Raw genomic sequence first — 18,669 nt, 5'->3', positions numbered from 1 at the left:
CAAAAAGACATCATTCAACTTACATCCCTCCCAAAACGCTTACGAGGTTAGCTGTCGGATTAGGACTATGAGAGTAGCCCCTCCTTTTTCAAGGATTCACCCCAAGTAACAAAACGTTACAAAATGGTTCCCCCGCTCCTTAAAAGGATTCAGCGATTTAATCATATTCAATTTTACAGAAATTATCTTACTCAGTTTATGAAAAGTTGTAAAGAGACAAATAATCGTTGCCATGTAAATGGGTAAGGCGTTAAAACTTTTATATCGCCCTGATTTTTAAACAATTATTATATATTTTTAAACAGTTTTATTATTCGTGTACAAAATTATCTAGTTTTGTAAAAAATTTTGATTAAATTTACTGAATAAAACATCAATGCTTCTTTCAAAGTTCCGTAGGTTATGAGTATAGGCTGTATCAATGGTGGTTTATTTGGCACTCACCCCTCTTATAAAATAAAAAAAGAAACCTTGAAAGAGTGTCGAACACTCATTCAAGGTGTTTATAATTACTTATATTGTACGGTTCCTAAAAATCTAAACTGATTTTTTTCATTGACATTTCCATTATATTGAAAGTTATAAAGTAAAATAACTGAGTTCGCTTCTTGATTTAAACGCTCACCGCAAAGCTCTATAAATTTTGGAATTATCTCCTCATCATAAGAAAAACCTTCAAGTAGAACACGTAAATCATTCGATGGTTCATCATAGAATTCTACTTCTCTAAAATCTTCATTATAGTAATCAATGTTAAAGTCTTTTTCAAATTCGGAAGGTAGTAAATCTCCATCTTCTATATAACTATTCAAAATATAGTTTTGAAGATCCTTATATGACTTAGAGTTGCCAATAAATAATGATACAAATCCTTCCTTTTCCATATACTTCATACTCCTCCTTAGCTTTTTTACGGTCTAAGACCTTCCGGTAAAGATTCCACTCCACCTTCTAGTCTATAATTAGCCCAACTTTGGAGTCGTCTCTTAAATGTTGCATAATCTGGTGAAGAATCAATAATCTCTAACAATTCATTATGGGCTTTCGTAGAACCCTTCCCGCCATGAACTCCTTTTGGATTAACAAACTTCACATCTTCTATAGCAGTTCTTAATTCCTTAATTTGTTCTGCTGTTACACCCCACCGTTTAAAAGTAGGAGCTCGAGATACTAAATGCCACTCATGAAATCCACCTGGATGTCTAAGTCTACTTTCAATGGCTTTTCTTAACCTAGGGTCAGACCATACTTTATCAAACTCATCAGGAGCTAGTGAATTAAACCATCTATTAAATTCACCATTCTTTACAGATGGAACTGAATTAAGATTAACAGTACCCTTAGGAAATTATAAAAATGTACTTTATAAACGGGTGGCAGTTTCACTAACCACCACCCATTATATCAACTGACTTTCCGTTCAGGCATGATATTAGCGGTCTTGTGTTTCATCATACCATAGATAATATTGACAAGTCCTCTCATAATGCAAATAAGCGCTTGTTGTTTGGTTTTACCTTCTGCTAGCTTTTTCTGATAATACTCGTAAAACACAGGATTTCGAGGAGTTTTACTGCCTTTACAAATATATGACATCAGGCAAATATGGGAATTGACGGATTAACACATTCGCTACACATTGGGCATCCCAACTGTCATGCTTTTGGGTCATGGCATAGCTGCTCTCGCTATAGTAATCGGAATAAAGGGAGGAAAAGTTGCGAAAAAAAATTTCAAAAGGCAAGGAGAAAGCGAAGGTAAGCTTTTGGGAGATAAAAACGGTAGTAACTGATGATTTTTCAGCTGTTTATTGTTGATGAAAATTATAAAATTGGACATCTTTTTCAAACTCATCCTGTGCGTACAAGGCAATTCTAAAAATTATCATGCAGGAGTTTCAAGGGTTATTTGTATATGTTGTACTACAAAGGGAGTTATTCGGCACTACACACCCTATAAAAAAGGGGCTGTCCGATAAGTCCCTAAAATGAAGCAAGTGGAGAAAAACAATTCGTTTCTCTCCACTTGCTTTTATATTTTTTCGATTTTTATCTGAAAGTAGCTGGCGGATGCCGGCTACTTTCAGTATGTTGTGGGCTAATGCCACAATCCCAAACTCAACATGTACCTTGTCGAGGCCCCGCAAAGAAAATCTGCGGAACGACCGATTGCCCTTGATGTGACCGAACACACTTTCTGCCTCGACTTTGCGTCGAGCGTAGATGGCGGCTTTCTCTTCACATTCAAGGGCTGTTTTGGCCTTTGCTTTCATTTCTTCGAAGATGGGATTCCAGTGAACTTGACGATTTCCCTTCGCTTTTGTGCATTTCGCTTTCAATGGGCAATCGGTACAATCTTCACATTCGTATATTTTGAAGCTTTGTTCATAGCCAGATGGATTCTTTTTGTTTTGGTATTTTTTAAACGTTACTCTCCTTCCATTCGGGCAAATAAAACAATCATCCTCTTCACAATAGGTCCAGTTTTTGGCATTTTTAATGTCTTTTTTGTATGTACGTGTTTGTTCTTTTACATAGCTCCCATAAGGAATTAGAAACTCAAAACGGGGCTCTTTCTCATCACCAACTGCATATACATAGTTTTCTTCACTACCATAGCCTGCATCCGCAATGACCGTTTTGGGCATCGGTAATGAACTGGAGGCTAGCTTCTCCATATGTGGGATAAAGCAACGTGTATCGGTCGGTCGTTGATGAATGGTATAAAACAAGATAAACTGATTCTCTGTCCCCATTTGCACGTTGTATCCGGGCTTGAGCTGACCGTTTTTCATATGGTCTTCTTTCATGCGCATGAAGGTTGCGTCTTTGTCTGTTTTCGAGTAGCTGTTACGGTCACCGAACATTTCCTTTTGTTCCTTGTATCTTGCCATTCGGGGCAGGAAATCTTCACGAATTTGTTTCACCGATTTCTTTAATTGACTGCGTTTTTTTCGCTTCTCTTTCCGAATGGATGTATCGGTCTCCTTTTCGATTTCTTCCGTTAGCGTTTCAACTTTTTCTTCTATTTCTTTTGCGATTTCCTCCATGTTTTGTTCGGTGATCTCTGTATGTTGATCGCTTTCCTTTTGCCCTGTTCCGGCTTCTAATTGGGTTAATTCATGAATGTGCTTTAGTGTTTCTTGGATTTTTTCTTTTAATTTCTCTTCGAATTTCAAAGTGGATTTTTTCCACACAAAAGAATACTTATTGGCATTGGCTTCGATCTTAGTGCCATCCAAAAAGTAGTTTTCCATCGTGATGTAATGTTCTTTTATCAATTTGAGAATCATGACTTCAAAGAGCTCATCCATGAAAGCTTTCATCCGTTCCCCTCGGAACTCATTAATGGTGCGAAAATCTGGTTGTTGCATCGCTGAAAGCCACATGGCAGGAATATTTTCTTTAACGAGTTTTTCGATTCCTCGGCAGGAATAAACCTTTTGAGAATAAGCATACAGAATGATTTTCAGCATCATTTTGGGATGATAGGAACTTCTGCCGCCGCCTTTATAATGAGAAAACAATTGTTTATCTGGTATCGCCTCCACCATTTCGTCCACGACACGTGCCACGTGATGTTCGGGTATAAGAGATTCAATATCATAAATCATTTGAACTTGACGGTTGTCATATGGTTTGAAAGTAGGGGCTAAATTTCTTTTGGCAGGAGTTTTTTCTTCTTTTCCATCTAGAGGAAGTGTCATTTGTGTGTTATAATTTTCACGAGTAATCATTTGATTGCTCATAAAAAATCGTCCTTTCTGTAATGTTGTGTGGTAACTTCATTTTACTAGAAAGGACGATTTTTTTGTGCATTTTTTTTAAAAAGTGAAAAAATGAGGGGCTCCAAAAAGTCAGTTACCCTGACTTTTTGGACAGCCCCTTTAAATTTATGCATTGTGTAACACTTTTTTTGCAGCTTCGCTATTTGGCATTATCTTTAATATTTCTTGAGCAATTGCTTTAGCTTCTTCTTTACTAATTAACTTTTCTGGAATGTCATGGAATAACAACAAATGTTCTTTCAAGCTAACATCTTCAGGGCTTAATTCAACTGCTCTTTTAGCATGGTATAATGCACTTGCGTAAGCGTCTGGTAAATGGCACAATGCAGTACTTAATAACTCTGAAGCTAAGTAATGATAATATGCAGTCTCATTATTATTTATCAAATAACAGACAAATGAATAAGCACTTATACTCTCTTCATCAAATCCTAATTCAAGAACAACTTGCTCTAAAGTATTTCTATCTTCATTCTCAATATATTCTTTTGCTTTTTGAAAATCACCCGATGTTATTAATTGCTTTATCTTTTCCTTCATAGTTATTTCACCCACGCATCAGATATTCTTATTGTTCCATCAGGTAGTTTTTTGTATGTCACCTGTACCAATTGTCCATTAACCATTTTAACTCTAGAAGAAACAGATTTATAAGGTATATCTGCACCATTATGTATTACATCGATGATAATTTCTTTTATTTTCCCCCAATTCTTATCAGGCACAAGTTTTTCCCATTGATGATTAGATTTTTTACTTCCATTTATAATATGCTTTATCTGATTACTGTTAAGTTTCCCTATTGCATCATGTACTTTAGAAGAAGGCAATAGCTTAACTTTACCCGTACCCTATGTAGTAATCTTAAAAGCTATTATAAAAAAAGACCACCTATTAAATTACCTTTCGCTCTGTTATATTCGGCAATTGATAAGCGGTTTTATTCTTCATCATGCCATAAATAATATTTACCAGCATTCTCATGATACAAACCAACGCTTGTCCTTTTGTTTTGCCTTCCTTTCGCTTGCGTTGGTAGTATTCATAAAATATAGGATTTCTTGGCTTTTTACTTTCTTTTGCCACTTGTATTTGTTGTATCGCTAATTGATAAAATAACGCATGTAACGTTCGATTGCCTTGTTTGCTTTTGTGGTCTTTTCCTTTTCCTCCAGAGCCAAAATGCACAGGCGCAATTCCCGCATAACGAGCAAGTTTATTGGCATTTGGAAAACGCTGAATATCTCCAATCTCGGCAACCAAGGCGGATGCTGTCACTACATCAATCCCCGGCATTGTCTCCAGTTGGTAATCGAGTAATTTCATTAATTTTCTTAGTTCTCCTTCGACCAATGCCATTTCCTGCTTGTTAAGTGAAACCATTAATAATAAAAAGAACCTTGAAAGGCATATAGCCAGTCAAGGTTTTCAATTTATTGTTAAATACCTTATATAATTTTTTAAATCCGGGGAGGAATCCTGAGAAGCATCCTTTCTCAAAAATGGCTTTAAAAATCATCGTAAGCATCACCTAACGGTATAAAATCTTCTTGTAGCCAGTACCAATGTCTACCTCTATTTTCTATCAATCGTTCTAATAAATCGGTAAAAGAAGTCGCTATAATAGAACACTCTCCTACCACCCCATGCCTATCATAAAAGCTGTCATAGCACCTACCGAGCCTACCCGGATTCAAATCAATCGTAATGTACTCTCCATTTCTATCCGTTGCACAGATATACCAATCGGATGAAATATCTTCTTCACATAACTCCCCTACAATAATAGGGTTAGCTAACTGAAAATCCTGAGGAGGGACTATTAAAATGGAATAATCAGCCTTTTCAAATAAAAGCGCCCCCCCACATAACTCATAAAACTTATACACATCATCAGGTAAAATATGCGATGTACTCACATTTGGAATACCAGCTGGAGGATAAACTACACAATCCCCTAAACTTTTTATTTTATTAATTAAATTCTCAATCCTCATTTTTCTTCACTACTCCCGATAAATATATTGATGAAATGCACGATAATACCCTCTTCTAGCAGACTGGGGAACACCAGCAGCATCGAACATTCTCTCTGTTAATTGTTGCATTTCTCTCGGCGAAACTGTTTTCCAATCTACTTTTCCTCCAACGTTTTTACCGGTTTTTTCGTATAACCATTGTCTATATACTGCTTTTGTGACATCATGTTGTGCTTTTGTCAAAGCAACTGTAGGGGTATCAGCACCTCTACTTACATAGTTTGGTACATTATGCTTAGCCCAGACATCTAATATACCATGGTGATTTTCTAGTGGTGCATTGCTTGGACGATACGGTACGACATCATACGGTCTAACATTACCCGTACCCTTAGTGCCAAGTTCAACGCCATCGTTGCCTGCTTTACTTCCGCCTACATTTATCCCATCCATCTTACTTAACCAAGCTTGAATCTTATTCTCCACCGGAACCTTAACATTCCCAACCCCTTCTATGGCCAATCCCATTTGCCGGCTTGGCAGGAGGTGTCTTAAGTTTGTTGCGGCGTTGTCTACGAACCGACCGACTTGCAACGAACCTTTTCTCGCACCGGTTTTTAAATGCTGCGGCATTTCTTTCGTCCATGCCTTGGCACTCCTGATGCGGGCCAATATGCTGTTTTCCGCATGGACAACCAGGTCGCAGGCACGTTGTGATTTCTGGTGCAAGCCAGCTTTCAAGCTTGTAAATAGCTTGGGATCCATTGCTTCTAGAAGAGGTGCGAACCGGGCGACGCTGCTGAATTTAGAAAGCCCCTTTACACCAGGGACGATATCCAGTGGAGAAAGGACACCACGAAATACTCGTTCGTCTGTTTTCAACTCTCTCCCTGAAATCCAGTCTTTTCCGGAAACGGCTGAACTTAATTCTAGTGTACCATAAGCTGCCCCAAATGCCATCCCTGCTGGCGGACAAATGAAAGAAGTGCCTACTATGACAGCCAGTGCCGTTATTTGCCCCCAAAACTCTTTGTTCATCTGCCCGTCTTTGATCGATTCATACTGGAAAGCTTGGGAATTCAATGCTTTCTGTATATATTCCTGTTTCGAAAAATTTGCTTTAGGTCTCGGTTCTTTCCATGAAGCGTATTCCTGTTCCATCAGCCTGGCATAGTAGTTCCTTTCGCTGAACAGATCTTCCAGTCCAACTTCCGCTTTCGGCACATCGATTGTTTGTTGTGTGCCGTATGCTCCGGGAGTGACGACCGTTTTTTTGGCGCCAATGTGATTTTTCGTTTTGATCTTTGATATGGATAAGTTGTGCATCGCTTCCACAAAAGCATCGATCTCTTGATAAAACGGATCATCGATGGTGCGGTCAACAATCTCTCCGACACGGCTGCTAAAGCGGTGCAAGACGAGATAATCTTCATATAATAGTTGATATTGTTTTTTTCGGTCTGTGTGGGTGAAAGAGATGACACCGTCTGTGTCATATTTGGCGATGTCTGCTTGAACGTCTTCGAGAAGATCGTTTAGATCTTTTAATTTATCAATCATGCCTTTGCCCCATACACCGAGACCGACCAGATCGCCAATACCTTTCTTCGTCTTTTCCCATTCAGAAGGGATATACTTGACATCCACTGCCTTCATGCCTCCGATTGAAACGAAATGGATTCCAATATGTGGAATAGCTGTCTGTTTCATTATATAAGAGAATAATGGAAGTTTTGGTAAATTGAAAGAAAAAAAGGGAATTTTAAGTAAAAAATACCATTCGTTTTTCAGATCATGTTCTTATTTTAGATCGTAGGAACCGATCGAATAGACCTAAACCAATTTTCCCAGAATGAAATGTTAAATATGGTCTCACTCTTCCTTCAATTGAATGAGAAGGGAATGAGCCGGATGTTTACTTTATTAAAACAGATGGGTCAGGTAAAATGGTTGATACAACATGGATTTCATTGTCGGCAGGCAAACTTTGAAATCTGTTTTAAACGGAAATAAAAAAGAGTCGTCGACCCCCAATCGTGCAAAAATCCCCGGGGATCGACGACTCTTTCAAATCTTTATTGAGCCCAAGCAAATCAAAGGTTTGATAAAAATTCCCCTTTTCGTTAAAATAAAAATAACCAGTCAAGCATTAAAAATGAAATGCTTATTTAACAACGTTTTTTGGGGTTTTTATCTTAACTATGAGGAATTGAAACACCGAGTTCTCACCACGCCGGCGCTAGGGCTGTTCCTAGGTTTTTATCTTAACTATGAGGAATTGAAACATCAGATGTTGAAACAGAAGTCATCGGCAACATATACGGTTTTTATCTTAACTATGAGGAATTGAAACTTGAAAAGGAGGAGGCTGTTTGAAAAACGGCAAGCGTCCGTTTTTATCTTAACTATGAGGAATTGAAACCGAGCAACCTTGCGCGCTTGATCTCCGGTCAATTTAGTTTTTATCTTAACTATGAGGAATTGAAACACCTTCGTCGCAATTTGGTCAGCTTGTATGGTTAGTGTTTTTATCTTAACTATGAGGAATTGAAACCTTACATGAATAATTAATAGAAGAAGTATTCGTTCCACTTTTGAAATGAGGGATTTAAACGTTAGTTACATTTAGATCCTTAAGTCTCAACATTCTTTTGCAATACTTATTTTCAAATGTCGATTCTATACCGTGAGAAACACCACAGGAAAAAGACCAACAAAGTCTGAGATCTCATCGATAAAGGGATTATAGAGATTTTAGGCAGAAGAAAAAGAAAGTCTGACGGAAGAGCCTCGGAAAAATCTTCGGATTGCTTACTTATATTCGATATTTGCATCTTTGATCAATCTTTTATATGTTCCACTATTCAAAATCCTTCTTTGAAGTTATCACCCTATAAATCAACATTTCACGTTGTTTCTCTGACATTTCATTTAAGCACGCTTCTCGTTAGAGAATCCATGTCAAGCCCTTGATGGATAGATCACATACATATATGTATATTTATTCAAAATTTTGATAAAGATATACTGCAACACTCTGTATTTTTTTCTTGCAGAAAACAAACTAAACTTTTTGAGCTAGTAATAACTTTACAAAAATTTTATAAATCACCGTAAAAAAGATTTAATGAATTGTTTACTTTTTCCTGACTTTTTAAAGATTTTTACTATATTTTTCTCTTTTCTAAACAAAATAAGATTGAATTGTAAGTTAATAGAAAAGAAAGGAGAAAAGGAGAATGGATGAAAGAGTTTTAGAGGTTCAAAGATGACTGAATAAAACCTATGGCGGTAGAGCTGGTTTTAATGAAGTGACTGAAGACGGAATTACTGGATGGGAAACGGTTTATCGCTTAATCCGGGCACTACAATTGGAAATGACAATTGTTTCTTCCAACGGTAATAAAGGAAACTGTTCTCCAATATCAATGATGAAAATCAGAATATTCAGTTAAATAAAAGTGGTTTCGTTCTAAATCTGTGCTGTTATTCGTTTTAATTCCCTTTAAACGAGCAGAGCGATCTCTTGAATGTTTAACCAGTGCCAATATCAAAACCTATACCTGAGCCACGATCTACTTTAATCAGCTTTAGATGTTCTTCTTTTGGACATAAAAACACCCCTTTAGACAATCATAATCTAAAGGGGTAAAACTGTGCAATTTTTTATAAACGGTATGACTTTATTCAAAGCCACATATCCACTGCCCAATTGCTTTATTCGACTGTTACGCTTTTGGCTAGGTTGCGTGGTTTGTCGACGTCGCAGCCGCGGTGAAGGGCAGCGTAGTATGCAATGAGCTGCATTGGAATGACGGCAACAAGCGGAGTTAGATCTTCATGAACTTTTGGCAAGATGAAACGGTCATCATCTTCTTCAAGTCCTTTCATGGAAATAACGCATGGATATGCACCGCGGGCAACAACTTCTTTTACATTTCCGCGAATGCTTAAGTTTACATGCTCTTGGGTTGATAAAGCAATGACCGGTGTTCCGTTCTCAATTAACGCAATGGTTCCATGCTTTAACTCGCCGCCGGCAAATCCTTCCGCTTGAATGTAGGAAATTTCTTTTAATTTGAGCGCGCCTTCCAAGCAGACGTAATAGTCAACGGCACGGCCGATAAAGAAGCAGTTTCGAGCTGTCAAAAGATAGTCTCGAGCAATTTGTTCCATTTCATCCTTTTGGCCGCATAGTGTTTCCATTGCATTCGAAATAATGGCAAGTTCTTGCAATAGGTTAAAATCAAGCTTGATTCCTTTTGTTTCAGCTGCAACAGCTGCTAAAATGGCAAGAACCGCAATTTGTGCTGTATATGCTTTTGTAGACGCAACCGCAATTTCAGGTCCGGCATGAAGCAGCAGCGTATAGTCCGCCTCACGGGAAAGAGTTGAACCCGGAACATTCGTTATAGTTAATGCTTTGTGTCCAAGCTCCTTCACTTGAACAAGCACCGCACGGCTGTCTGCCGTTTCTCCGCTTTGTGAAATGAAAATAAACAGCGGATTATTTGATAAAAGCGGCATATTGTATGAAAATTCACTGGCAACGTGCACTTCTGTCGGCACTTTTGCCCATTTTTCGATTAATTGCTTTCCTACAAGCCCTGCGTGATAGCTCGTTCCGCACGCTATAATATAAATGCGGTCCGCTTCATGAACAGCTTGAACAATTTCTTGATCAATTTTTAATTGATCGTGTTCGTCTTGATATTTTTGAATAATTTTACGTATAACAAGCGGTTGTTCATCAATTTCTTTCAACATGTAGTGAGGGTATGTTCCTTTTTCAATGTCGCTTGCATCAAGTTCAGCAGTATATGGAGCGCGTTCTATTACGTCCCCGTTTAAATTTTTGATTGTCACTTGATCACGAGTGACAATAACGATTTCTTTATCCATTAATTCGACAAATTGATTTGTTACTTGCAGCATTGCCATGGCGTCTGAAGCAACAACATTAAAGTCTCCGCCAAGTCCCACAAGAAGAGGGCTTTTGTTTTTCGCAACATAGATCACGTCTCGGTCATTTTCATCTAATAGAGCGATCGCATAAGATCCCTTCAACAAGGATAATGTTTGGCGAAATGCTTCTTCGACACTTAAACCTTTGTTGACAAATTGTTCAATTGTTTGAACAATAACTTCCGTATCCGTTTCACTTTTTAATTCAACATTTTGTAAATACTCACGCTTTACTTGCAAATAGTTTTCAATGACACCGTTATGCACAAGTGTAAAGCGTTTGGATGCACTTTGGTGAGGATGCGCATTTTCTTTGCTAGGCGCTCCATGAGTAGCCCACCGTGTGTGGCCAATTCCGATGGAAGCTGAAACACTTCTGTCCACACCTTCACGAAGCTCCGCAATGCGTCCTTTTTCTTTAAATACATATGTTCCTTCTCCGTTTAATACTGCAATACCTGCAGAGTCGTAGCCTCTGTATTCTAATTTTTCCAAACCGCGCAATAAAATTTCCTTGCAGTCTTGTTGTCCGATATATCCTACAATTCCGCACATAGTCTTTAGTTTCCTCCCCATTTAAAGGGGACAAAAGAAGCCTGAACAACTGGGGACAGATCTCTTTCCAGCCATCAAAGCTTCTCTGTCCCCTCACACATGTTTTGTAAAATGTATCCCGTTATGTCACAGTCTTTTTGTGCAAAGAGTCGCCTCTTTGTTTTAAGACGTGACTTTACGGCTGTACGGGAAGGCAACCGGGAGGCATCCGCCGAAACTTCGATAAACCTCCTCCTCGTCAACTAAGCAGATGTCCGCTCCTGCTTAGTCCAGGCGCTTTACAATAAAAAATTTTCTAACTGCCCACCTTTCTATTCTAGAATGTGCTAAAACAATTTATATATTACAATATGGAAAAGCAGTTCGTCAATTCATTTCTGTCTTTCCATATTGTATTATATGATTTCAAGCGTTTTCTCGATACAATGAATATTCAATAAAGAAAGGGAGCTTGCCTCCCCACAACCTCCTGAAAGTAGCCGGCATCCGCCAGCTACTTTCAGATAAAAATCGAAAAATAAAAGCAAGTGGAGAAAAACAATGCGTTTTTCTCCACTTATTTATTTTAGAGACTTACCGGACAGCCCCCGTCTCTTCATCATTCAACGCCCATTTCCGCTTTGATGACTTCCACAATTTTTTTCACGTACCGCTGGCATTCATCTTCCGTCGGCGCTTCGGCCATTACACGAACGAGCGGTTCTGTTCCGGAAGGACGTACGAGAATTCTTCCATTTCCGTTCATTTCTTTTTCTACTTCTTCTATAACAGCTTTTACTTTTTCATTTTCCATGACAGCCTGCTTGTCCTGCACCTTTACATTGATCAAAAGCTGCGGGAATTTTTTCATTTCACTCGCAAGTTCAGAAAGCTTTTTGCCTTTTGTCTTCATTATGTTGACAAGCTGAATCGCTGTTAAAAGACCGTCACCCGTCGTATTGTAGTCAAGAAAAATAATATGTCCGGATTGCTCTCCACCTAAATTGTAGTTGTTTTTCTTCATCGCTTCGACAACATAGCGATCGCCGACAGCGGTTTGAACGCTTTTTAGTCCATTTGCCTCCAAAGCTTTATAAAAGCCTAGGTTGCTCATAACTGTCGATACAACAGTGTCCCCGTTCAGCATTCCCTGCTCTTTTAAATATTTGGCGCAAATAAACATAATTTGATCCCCATCAACAATTTTTCCGTTCTCATCAATGGCAATCAAACGGTCCCCATCACCGTCAAACGCTAAACCTATATCTGCTTCTTTTTCTTTCACAAATTCCGCTAACGTTTCTGGATGAGTAGACCCAACCCCATCGTTAATATTCAGACCATTTGGAGATGCACCGATTGTCGAAACATCTGCATCCAAGTCGGCAAAAAGATGTGTAGCTAGTGATGATGTGGCTCCGTGCGCACAGTCCAAAGCGATATGTAAACCAGTGAACTCTTCGTCAACCGTCTGTTTTAAATATTGCAAGTATTTTTGTACGCCTTCAAAATAATCGCTCACTTGCCCCAGATCAGAGCCGGTCGGTCTAGGAAGGTTATCTTCTTCTTGATCGAGCAGCGCTTCAATTTCTTCTTCTTGTTCATCGGAAAGCTTAAAACCATCAGGGCCAAAAAATTTTATTCCGTTATCTTGAACAGGATTATGCGAAGCGGAGATCATGATGCCTGCTTCGGCTCCTAATGCCTTTGTCAAATAAGCAACACCTGGTGTGCTAATGACTCCAAGCCTCATTACCTCGGCGCCAATGGAAAGAAGCCCGGCAACTAAAGCACCCTCAAGCATATGACCTGAAATGCGGGTATCCCGGCCAATCAACACTTTTGGTCTATTTTTATCTTTTGTTAACACGTACCCGCCAAAGCGTCCTATTTTAAACGCTAATTCAGGAGTGAGTTCACTGTTGGCAACTCCTCTTACTCCGTCTGTACCGAAATATTTTCCCATGAATCATCGCTCCTTTTAAAAAATATCACTTAATTTGAAGCTTCTTCAGCAGACTTTTTCTGTTCAGATGGTTCAACTGAATCGTTATTTTCTTCTATTTGATTTCTTCTTTCATTATCTGCTTCTTCCAACGAGTTTTCTTTATTGGATAAGCGAATCTTCACTTTTTCACTCGATAAAACTGTCGAGAGGTTGTAACGGTTTTTGGCCTCCACATTTACTTCATGTTCTCCTTCATCTAACCCCGCAACATTCACATACAATTCGATATCAGATTCTTTTACGTTTTTCAAAACACTGTCTTTTCCTCGCACAACAACATCCAGCTTTCCTGTGTCCGGATCAATAAATTCAATTTCCTGATCGTTTCCTAAACCGATGACTTTGATCGGCACCTGTTTAAACGTCTTTTCTTCTCGTTTTTCAATATCTATTTTAATTTGAACTTTATTCGGGACAACGTTTGTCACTCCATCCGGAGCAGGAACATCAGCTTCAACTGTCGCATTTTCTTTGATTTTGCTTAAGTCGACAGATACATCATCAATAGACTCTATTTGCTCTAGCACATCCTTTGGACCATAAATTGTCACTTGGCTAGGGATCGATTGAATCGATGATATGCTCAGTCCATCAGAAAGCTTTCCTGTTGTTTTGATTTTTAAGGGTACAGATTTCGATTTCGTTGGGCTTTCTACCGGCACTGTTACGGTAACCGCTGACGGTTCGATTGTAACAGGCAGGATGTTCCCATTTGCATCGTATACTGCCACTTTTGACTTCTGTACAACTGTTCCATCAGCACCTTCCAAACTTACTGTTGCTTTCACAACAGCTACAGCATCAATATGCTCTTTTGCGCCTGTAATTTTTACACTGTCCGGTTTAACAATCGGACGCTCCGCAATGTAGCCTTCCTTCATTTTGTTTTTATTAATAACATCCACTTCAACCGGAAAATTTTCAGATACCTTTTCATGAATACCTACTGTAATGACAGCCGGATCAATGTCAACCTCCAATTGGTCAGACAAGTTTTTATGTTTCAAACGGACACTGTGTGTGCCAACGGATAAATCCGTTAAATCTGCAAAAATTTCAAAGTCCTTGACTTGTTTTGTCGTAGTGACAATACTTTTGGGCCCTTCAATCGTAACGGTGACGGTTTGGGGAATACCGGTGACAACAAATGCACGGTCGTCATAGTATACGTTTACGGGCACATCTGTAATTGTAGCTGTTTCGGTTGTGGATGGCGACTGAAATATATTGTATTTTTCTTCATTATTCGAAGCAGGCGATTCTATATTCACTGAAGCATATAGCATGAGCGCTAGCAACAATGCAATGATGCGCATAAACCAGTTGCTATTCATTAATTTATCCATTCTTTTTCACCCTCCATTGCCAGCGGCTAGAGGAAGCAGCTTTCGTACGGTTAAACTCAGCAAAGAGCATCTCCTTTAACGTTTCTGGAGTTAAATGTCTATGCAGCTCACCATCCTTGGCAATCGATATACCTCCTGTTTCTTCAGAAACAATGATAGTTATACTATCGGTTACTTCACTAATTCCCACTGCAGCGCGATGGCGTGTGCCCAGCTCCTTTGATATAAACGGGCTTTCGGAAAGCGGCAAATAACAGGCAGCAGCGGACACTTGATCTTTTTGTATAATAACTGCACCATCATGTAAAGGGGTATTGGGGATAAAAATATTAATTAATAGTTCAGCAGAAATATGGGCATTTAGCGGTATACCGGTCTCAACATAATCCTCCATTCCTATTTTTCGTTCAATCGAAATGAGAGCACCGATTCTCCTTTTCGCCATATACTCAACAGCTTTTGCTATTGCTTCGGTCATGTTTGTTTGCCCATCATCTTCCTGGCTAGCTGCCCTTGCAAATAGACGCCCCCTTCCTAATTGCTCAAGGGCTCTGCGAAACTCCGGCTGGAAAATAATGATGATAGCCAAAAAACCCCAAATCAACACTTGGTCCATTAACCATTGCAAAGTATTCAAGCCTAAATATTGGCTTAACACTCTAACGATAATGATTACGATAATTCCTTTTAAAAGCTGAACAGCTTTCGTTCCACGAATCACCATAATCAATTTATAGATAACGAACCAAACGAGGAGAATATCAATGACATCTATGAGGTAATGCAAAAGAGAAAAATCCCCTAAGGTCATATTGTTTTCCTCCAATAGTTCATCAAATCGCGATTGATCTATTCTAATCAAACTTCTAGGTTTGAAAATCTCTCTAATCAAAATTCCACTTTATTATATCATAACTTTTCCTAAATGCACTTAAACATAAAAATAGACCATCCTACTAAAGATGGCCTATTGTTTAAAAACCTCTGACAGAGTCGATTTTACTTCATACCACAGCCACTCAAACAATTCGTTTATTTCCTCAACCTCTCCGGTAACTTGACCGGCAGAAGCCAAATATTGGTCTCCGTTAATCACCGTTACATTTCCTTCAACTTTTCCTTCTATTTTAATATCACCGTTTTTAACAGTAATATCACCTTTCACCGTTTCTCCTTCAGGCACAATAACAGTACGGTTGTCAACAACCAAATTATCATACTTTGTTACGCTGAATTGGCTTTCTTCATAAGAAGCAAATAAACTTCCAGTCATTAGAATAACAAATAGTGCAGCGGCTGAAAAGAAAGGATGATTTCGGAACCAGCGTCTAGTTGAGACCGTACGCTTTTCTTTTGGCAGTTTTTCTAACACCTTTTGCGTAAAATCTGCCGGTGCTTCAACATGTGAGATACTCTTGACAAACGCTACAGCTTTTTCCAATTCTTGATAATGTGCCTTGCAATCCTCACAAGATTGCAAGTGTTTTTTTAACTCACGGCCTTCATCCTCATGCAAATCCCCGTCCAAATACTTATGGATCATCTCCACTACATGCTTAGGACATTTCATCTTACTCACCCCAATCACAAATGCCTTAATTGTTTGCGTAAAGCCTCCCGTCCCCGGTGTATTCTTGTTTTAACTGTTCCGACTGGAAGTTCCAATATCTCTGCGATTTCTTGCAAGGATAGCTCCTCAATATATCTCAATACGATGACTGATCGATATTTATCCGGCAGTTTTAAAATTTCTTTTTGAATCGTTTCTTGCAGTTCAATTGCTTCAACTTCTTTTTCAGGCATTGCAATATCAGATGATACTTGGGAGTACATTGTTAAGCCATCAGTCCCCGCAACTTCTGCATCTAAATAATAGTCCGGCTTCTTTTTCCGAATACGATCAATCGATAAATTGGTTGCAATCCGATAAATCCATGTAGAAAATTTTTTGTTCATATCAAATGAATGGATGTTCATATACACTCTTATAAATGCTTCCTGTGCTATGTCCTCAGCTTCATGGACGTTTCCCAGCATTCGATAACAAAGCTGAAAAATTTTATCTTTATATAATTCAACAACTTCTGCAAATGCATTTTGGTCGCCTTTTTTAATTTGTTTGATCTTTTTATTTATAAATTCTTCCATTTTTCTACCTCCGCAGTTGCGGGTACATCATGATACGAATTCGTTCCCCAAAGGTTTCATTTTTTTATAAATCTATTCTAGCAAATTTTAGGAATTTATGTTTTCATCTGCAAGAAAAATTTTTTCCTTTTGTAGCAAAAACCTTTCTTATTCCCATTTCTGGGCTTTTTATAAAGAAACGTCCAACTTGTCATAATGAAATATGACATTACAAATTTTTTCAGAGGGGTTGCACCTCACGCCGCGTTAGGTATTATGATCACAATAGGTTTATAAAGATAAGTAATTTGGGGGCGATGTTAAAGTGAAGGAAGAGTCTTACTTTACGATTGGCGAATTTTCTAAAAAGACGGGAACAACAATCCGAACATTGCATTATTATGATCAAATTGGACTGCTCAAACCGAAAAAAAATCCTCGTTCTGGACACCGATTATACTCTGCTCATGATGTATTGACACTTCAAAAAATAGTCAGTCTTAAATTTTTAGGATACAGTTTAGAACAAATCAAAGAGTTAATTAATGAAACCAACTTCGATTTAAACTTAAAGGAAACTTTACAGTTCCAAAAAGAAGCGCTTGAAGAACGAAAGGAACATATTGAAGAAGTGCTCAAAGCCATTAAACGAATTCTCACGATTTTAGAAGAAGAAAAAGAAGTGGATAGCAATGTTTTAATGAGTCTTATTCAGAGCATACAAACAGAAAAAGAACAGCGCAAATGGTTAGAACATTATACGTCAAAAGAAGTAGCTGAAAAGCTTTTTGATCAGCCTGAAGAGGTAATGATCTCCCTTGACAAAGAATACATCCAATTATCCCAAGAAACAAAAAGATTGGCAGGAAGACCTGTCGATGATCCTGAGGTAGAAGCGTTAGTCGAAAAATATATGAAAACAATATTAGAATTTATCGGAAAAGAATTAATTAGTGCTATCGGGAATTTAGATGAAGCTGAAATTAAAACTATTGAAAATAAATTGCCATCTCCATTTACACAGGAGGAAGAGGAGTGGCTTCAGCAAGTGATGGAACATTATGCGATGAAAGCTGGGCTTCTCCAAGATGAAAATATTGACCGACTTTAGCAAATAAAAAAACTCCACCTCCCCTTTTCCAATTGGGGAGGTCATTTTTTATCTTTGAATTAGAGGATGATGGATATTCATTCAGCTCCCATTTTCCCGAAACCTTCCCCAAATTTTATCGAGTGAAGTGTTCCGCCGGAAGCCCAATTATCTCTTTCATATTCATCGAAAACTACTGTAACCCATTCTTCTTTCACGTTTAGTATTTGCGCTGCTGCTTTTGTTATTGCCTCAGTAAACTGCTGTTTCTGTTCTGCGGTTCTTCCTTTAGCCAGCTTTACGTTGATAAAAGGCATCGAATCACACCCCCTTTAAGCCATTTGAATTTATAAATGGTGTCGAAATTTATTCGTCCTCATCCGGATCTGTGCTATTTCAAAAAATGAAACAAGACAGAAGTTTGTCGATATACTTCGTCACAACACCCGTAAAAACCTTTGCTGGGCAGTCATTGTATGCAAAATGTTTTACACAAATCATCCTCTACAGCAACAATCTTCTGGAAAAGAGACTAATTTTTAAAATCAACCAAAAAATCATTTAGGTCATGGTTCCATTTCGGAACAACCGCATTACCAATACTAAAAGGAAAAATACAATTCGCCTTCAATGGTATATCCAAATTTAAAAGGCTGTTATGGGACTAAAAAGGAGAATGCTCTTACATATCATTATTTTGAGATTCAAAAGCGAGGATTAGATATAATCGAAGGATTAGTAACATTTCAAATAAAAAAATCCTGACAATTTCTTGTCAGGAATTAAGTTCATCTCATTTTATAAAATTTTCCCTATTGAATTTAAAAGCGGAA

14 protein-coding genes, 1 tRNA gene, 2 pseudogenes, 1 CRISPR repeat array and 1 riboswitch (1 of these 19 running past the window's edge) are annotated in these 18,669 nt (G+C 38.3%); of the genes and pseudogenes, 1 reads left to right on the top strand and 16 read right to left on the bottom strand.

Going from position 1 to position 18,669, the window contains the following annotated elements; translation table 11 throughout:
* Positions 1–21: 21 nt before the first annotated feature.
* Positions 22–165, bottom strand: a riboswitch (cyclic di-AMP (ydaO/yuaA leader).
* 344 nt (positions 166–509) lie between these two features.
* From NSQ84_RS01115 to sigW, 14 genes and pseudogenes are all read right to left on the bottom strand, one after another.
* Positions 510–884, bottom strand: coding sequence for an immunity 22 family protein (locus tag NSQ84_RS01115; RefSeq protein WP_339212166.1), 375 nt, complete (start codon positions 882–884; stop codon positions 510–512).
* A 520-nt stretch (positions 885–1,404) separates the two neighbouring features.
* Positions 1,405–1,566, bottom strand: a pseudogene (locus NSQ84_RS01110) (IS110 family transposase); the annotation flags it as partial.
* 331 nt (positions 1,567–1,897) lie between these two features.
* Entirely contained in the window at positions 1,898–3,748 is a 1,851-nt protein-coding gene (locus NSQ84_RS01105) for an IS1182 family transposase (protein ID WP_339212165.1), read from the bottom strand.
* Between the two features lie 144 nt (positions 3,749–3,892).
* On the bottom strand, positions 3,893–4,327 hold the full coding sequence (locus NSQ84_RS01100) for a hypothetical protein (RefSeq protein ID WP_339198336.1): 435 nt from the start codon (positions 4,325–4,327) through the stop codon (positions 3,893–3,895).
* Between the two features lie 2 nt (positions 4,328–4,329).
* Entirely contained in the window at positions 4,330–4,617 is a 288-nt protein-coding gene (locus NSQ84_RS01095) for a polymorphic toxin type 35 domain-containing protein (RefSeq protein WP_144598438.1), read from the bottom strand.
* Positions 4,618–4,681: 64 nt separating this feature from the next.
* Positions 4,682–5,137: pseudogene (locus NSQ84_RS01090) on the bottom strand (transposase); the annotation flags it as partial.
* A 158-nt stretch (positions 5,138–5,295) separates the two neighbouring features.
* Positions 5,296–5,784, bottom strand: coding sequence for an SMI1/KNR4 family protein (locus NSQ84_RS01085; protein WP_144598439.1), 489 nt, complete (start codon positions 5,782–5,784; stop codon positions 5,296–5,298).
* 9 nt (positions 5,785–5,793) lie between these two features.
* A complete protein-coding gene (locus NSQ84_RS01080) occupies positions 5,794–7,413 on the bottom strand; it encodes a hypothetical protein (protein ID WP_339212164.1) in 1,620 nt (539 codons plus the stop codon).
* Positions 7,414–7,952: 539 nt separating this feature from the next.
* Positions 7,953–8,320: direct repeats of the CRISPR family, unit length 30 nt; unit sequence GTTTTTATCTTAACTATGAGGAATTGAAAC.
* Positions 8,321–9,483: 1,163 nt separating this feature from the next.
* Positions 9,484–11,286 (bottom strand): glutamine--fructose-6-phosphate transaminase (isomerizing), encoded by a 1,803-nt coding sequence (gene glmS / locus NSQ84_RS01075; protein WP_327848513.1) that lies wholly within the window; start codon positions 11,284–11,286, stop codon positions 9,484–9,486.
* A gap of 598 nt (positions 11,287–11,884) precedes the next feature.
* Positions 11,885–13,231 carry a phosphoglucosamine mutase gene (glmM, locus tag NSQ84_RS01070; protein ID WP_063388716.1) on the bottom strand — a complete coding sequence of 449 codons (1,347 nt, stop codon included), beginning with the start codon at positions 13,229–13,231 and terminating at the stop codon, positions 11,885–11,887.
* Between the two features lie 29 nt (positions 13,232–13,260).
* On the bottom strand, positions 13,261–14,619 hold the full coding sequence (locus tag NSQ84_RS01065; protein ID WP_130158665.1) for a CdaR family protein: 1,359 nt from the start codon (positions 14,617–14,619) through the stop codon (positions 13,261–13,263).
* Positions 14,612–15,430, bottom strand: a complete 819-nt coding sequence (cdaA, locus tag NSQ84_RS01060; protein ID WP_327856367.1) for a diadenylate cyclase CdaA — start codon at positions 15,428–15,430, stop codon at positions 14,612–14,614. Before cdaA ends, NSQ84_RS01065 begins: the two co-directional genes overlap by 8 nt.
* Positions 15,431–15,586: 156 nt before the next feature.
* The gene (locus NSQ84_RS01055; RefSeq protein ID WP_063388713.1) at positions 15,587–16,189 is read right to left on the bottom strand and encodes an anti-sigma factor; all 603 of its coding nucleotides are present in this window, start codon (positions 16,187–16,189) and stop codon (positions 15,587–15,589) included.
* Positions 16,190–16,203: 14 nt separating this feature from the next.
* The gene (gene sigW / locus NSQ84_RS01050) at positions 16,204–16,767 is read right to left on the bottom strand and encodes an RNA polymerase sigma factor SigW (RefSeq protein WP_063388712.1); all 564 of its coding nucleotides are present in this window, start codon (positions 16,765–16,767) and stop codon (positions 16,204–16,206) included.
* Between the two features lie 304 nt (positions 16,768–17,071).
* On the opposite strand from sigW, the gene NSQ84_RS01045 reads away from it, so the two are divergent.
* Positions 17,072–17,857, top strand: a complete 786-nt coding sequence (locus NSQ84_RS01045) for a MerR family transcriptional regulator (RefSeq protein WP_130158666.1) — start codon at positions 17,072–17,074, stop codon at positions 17,855–17,857.
* 77 nt (positions 17,858–17,934) lie between these two features.
* Here NSQ84_RS01045 and NSQ84_RS01040 read toward each other — a convergent pair whose 3' ends face one another.
* A complete protein-coding gene (locus NSQ84_RS01040) occupies positions 17,935–18,153 on the bottom strand; it encodes a 2-hydroxymuconate tautomerase family protein (RefSeq protein ID WP_066251730.1) in 219 nt (72 codons plus the stop codon).
* 509 nt (positions 18,154–18,662) lie between these two features.
* Positions 18,663–18,669, bottom strand: a tRNA-Gly gene (locus NSQ84_RS01035) (it continues 65 nt past the right edge of the window).

The sequence above is a fragment of the Aeribacillus sp. FSL K6-3256 genome (genome assembly GCF_037965805.1).
Classification (GTDB): Bacteria; Bacillota; Bacilli; order Bacillales; family Aeribacillaceae; genus Aeribacillus; species Aeribacillus composti.
Note: the sequence above shows the minus strand (reverse complement) of the source record. Positions and strands in the feature narration are given on the sequence as shown.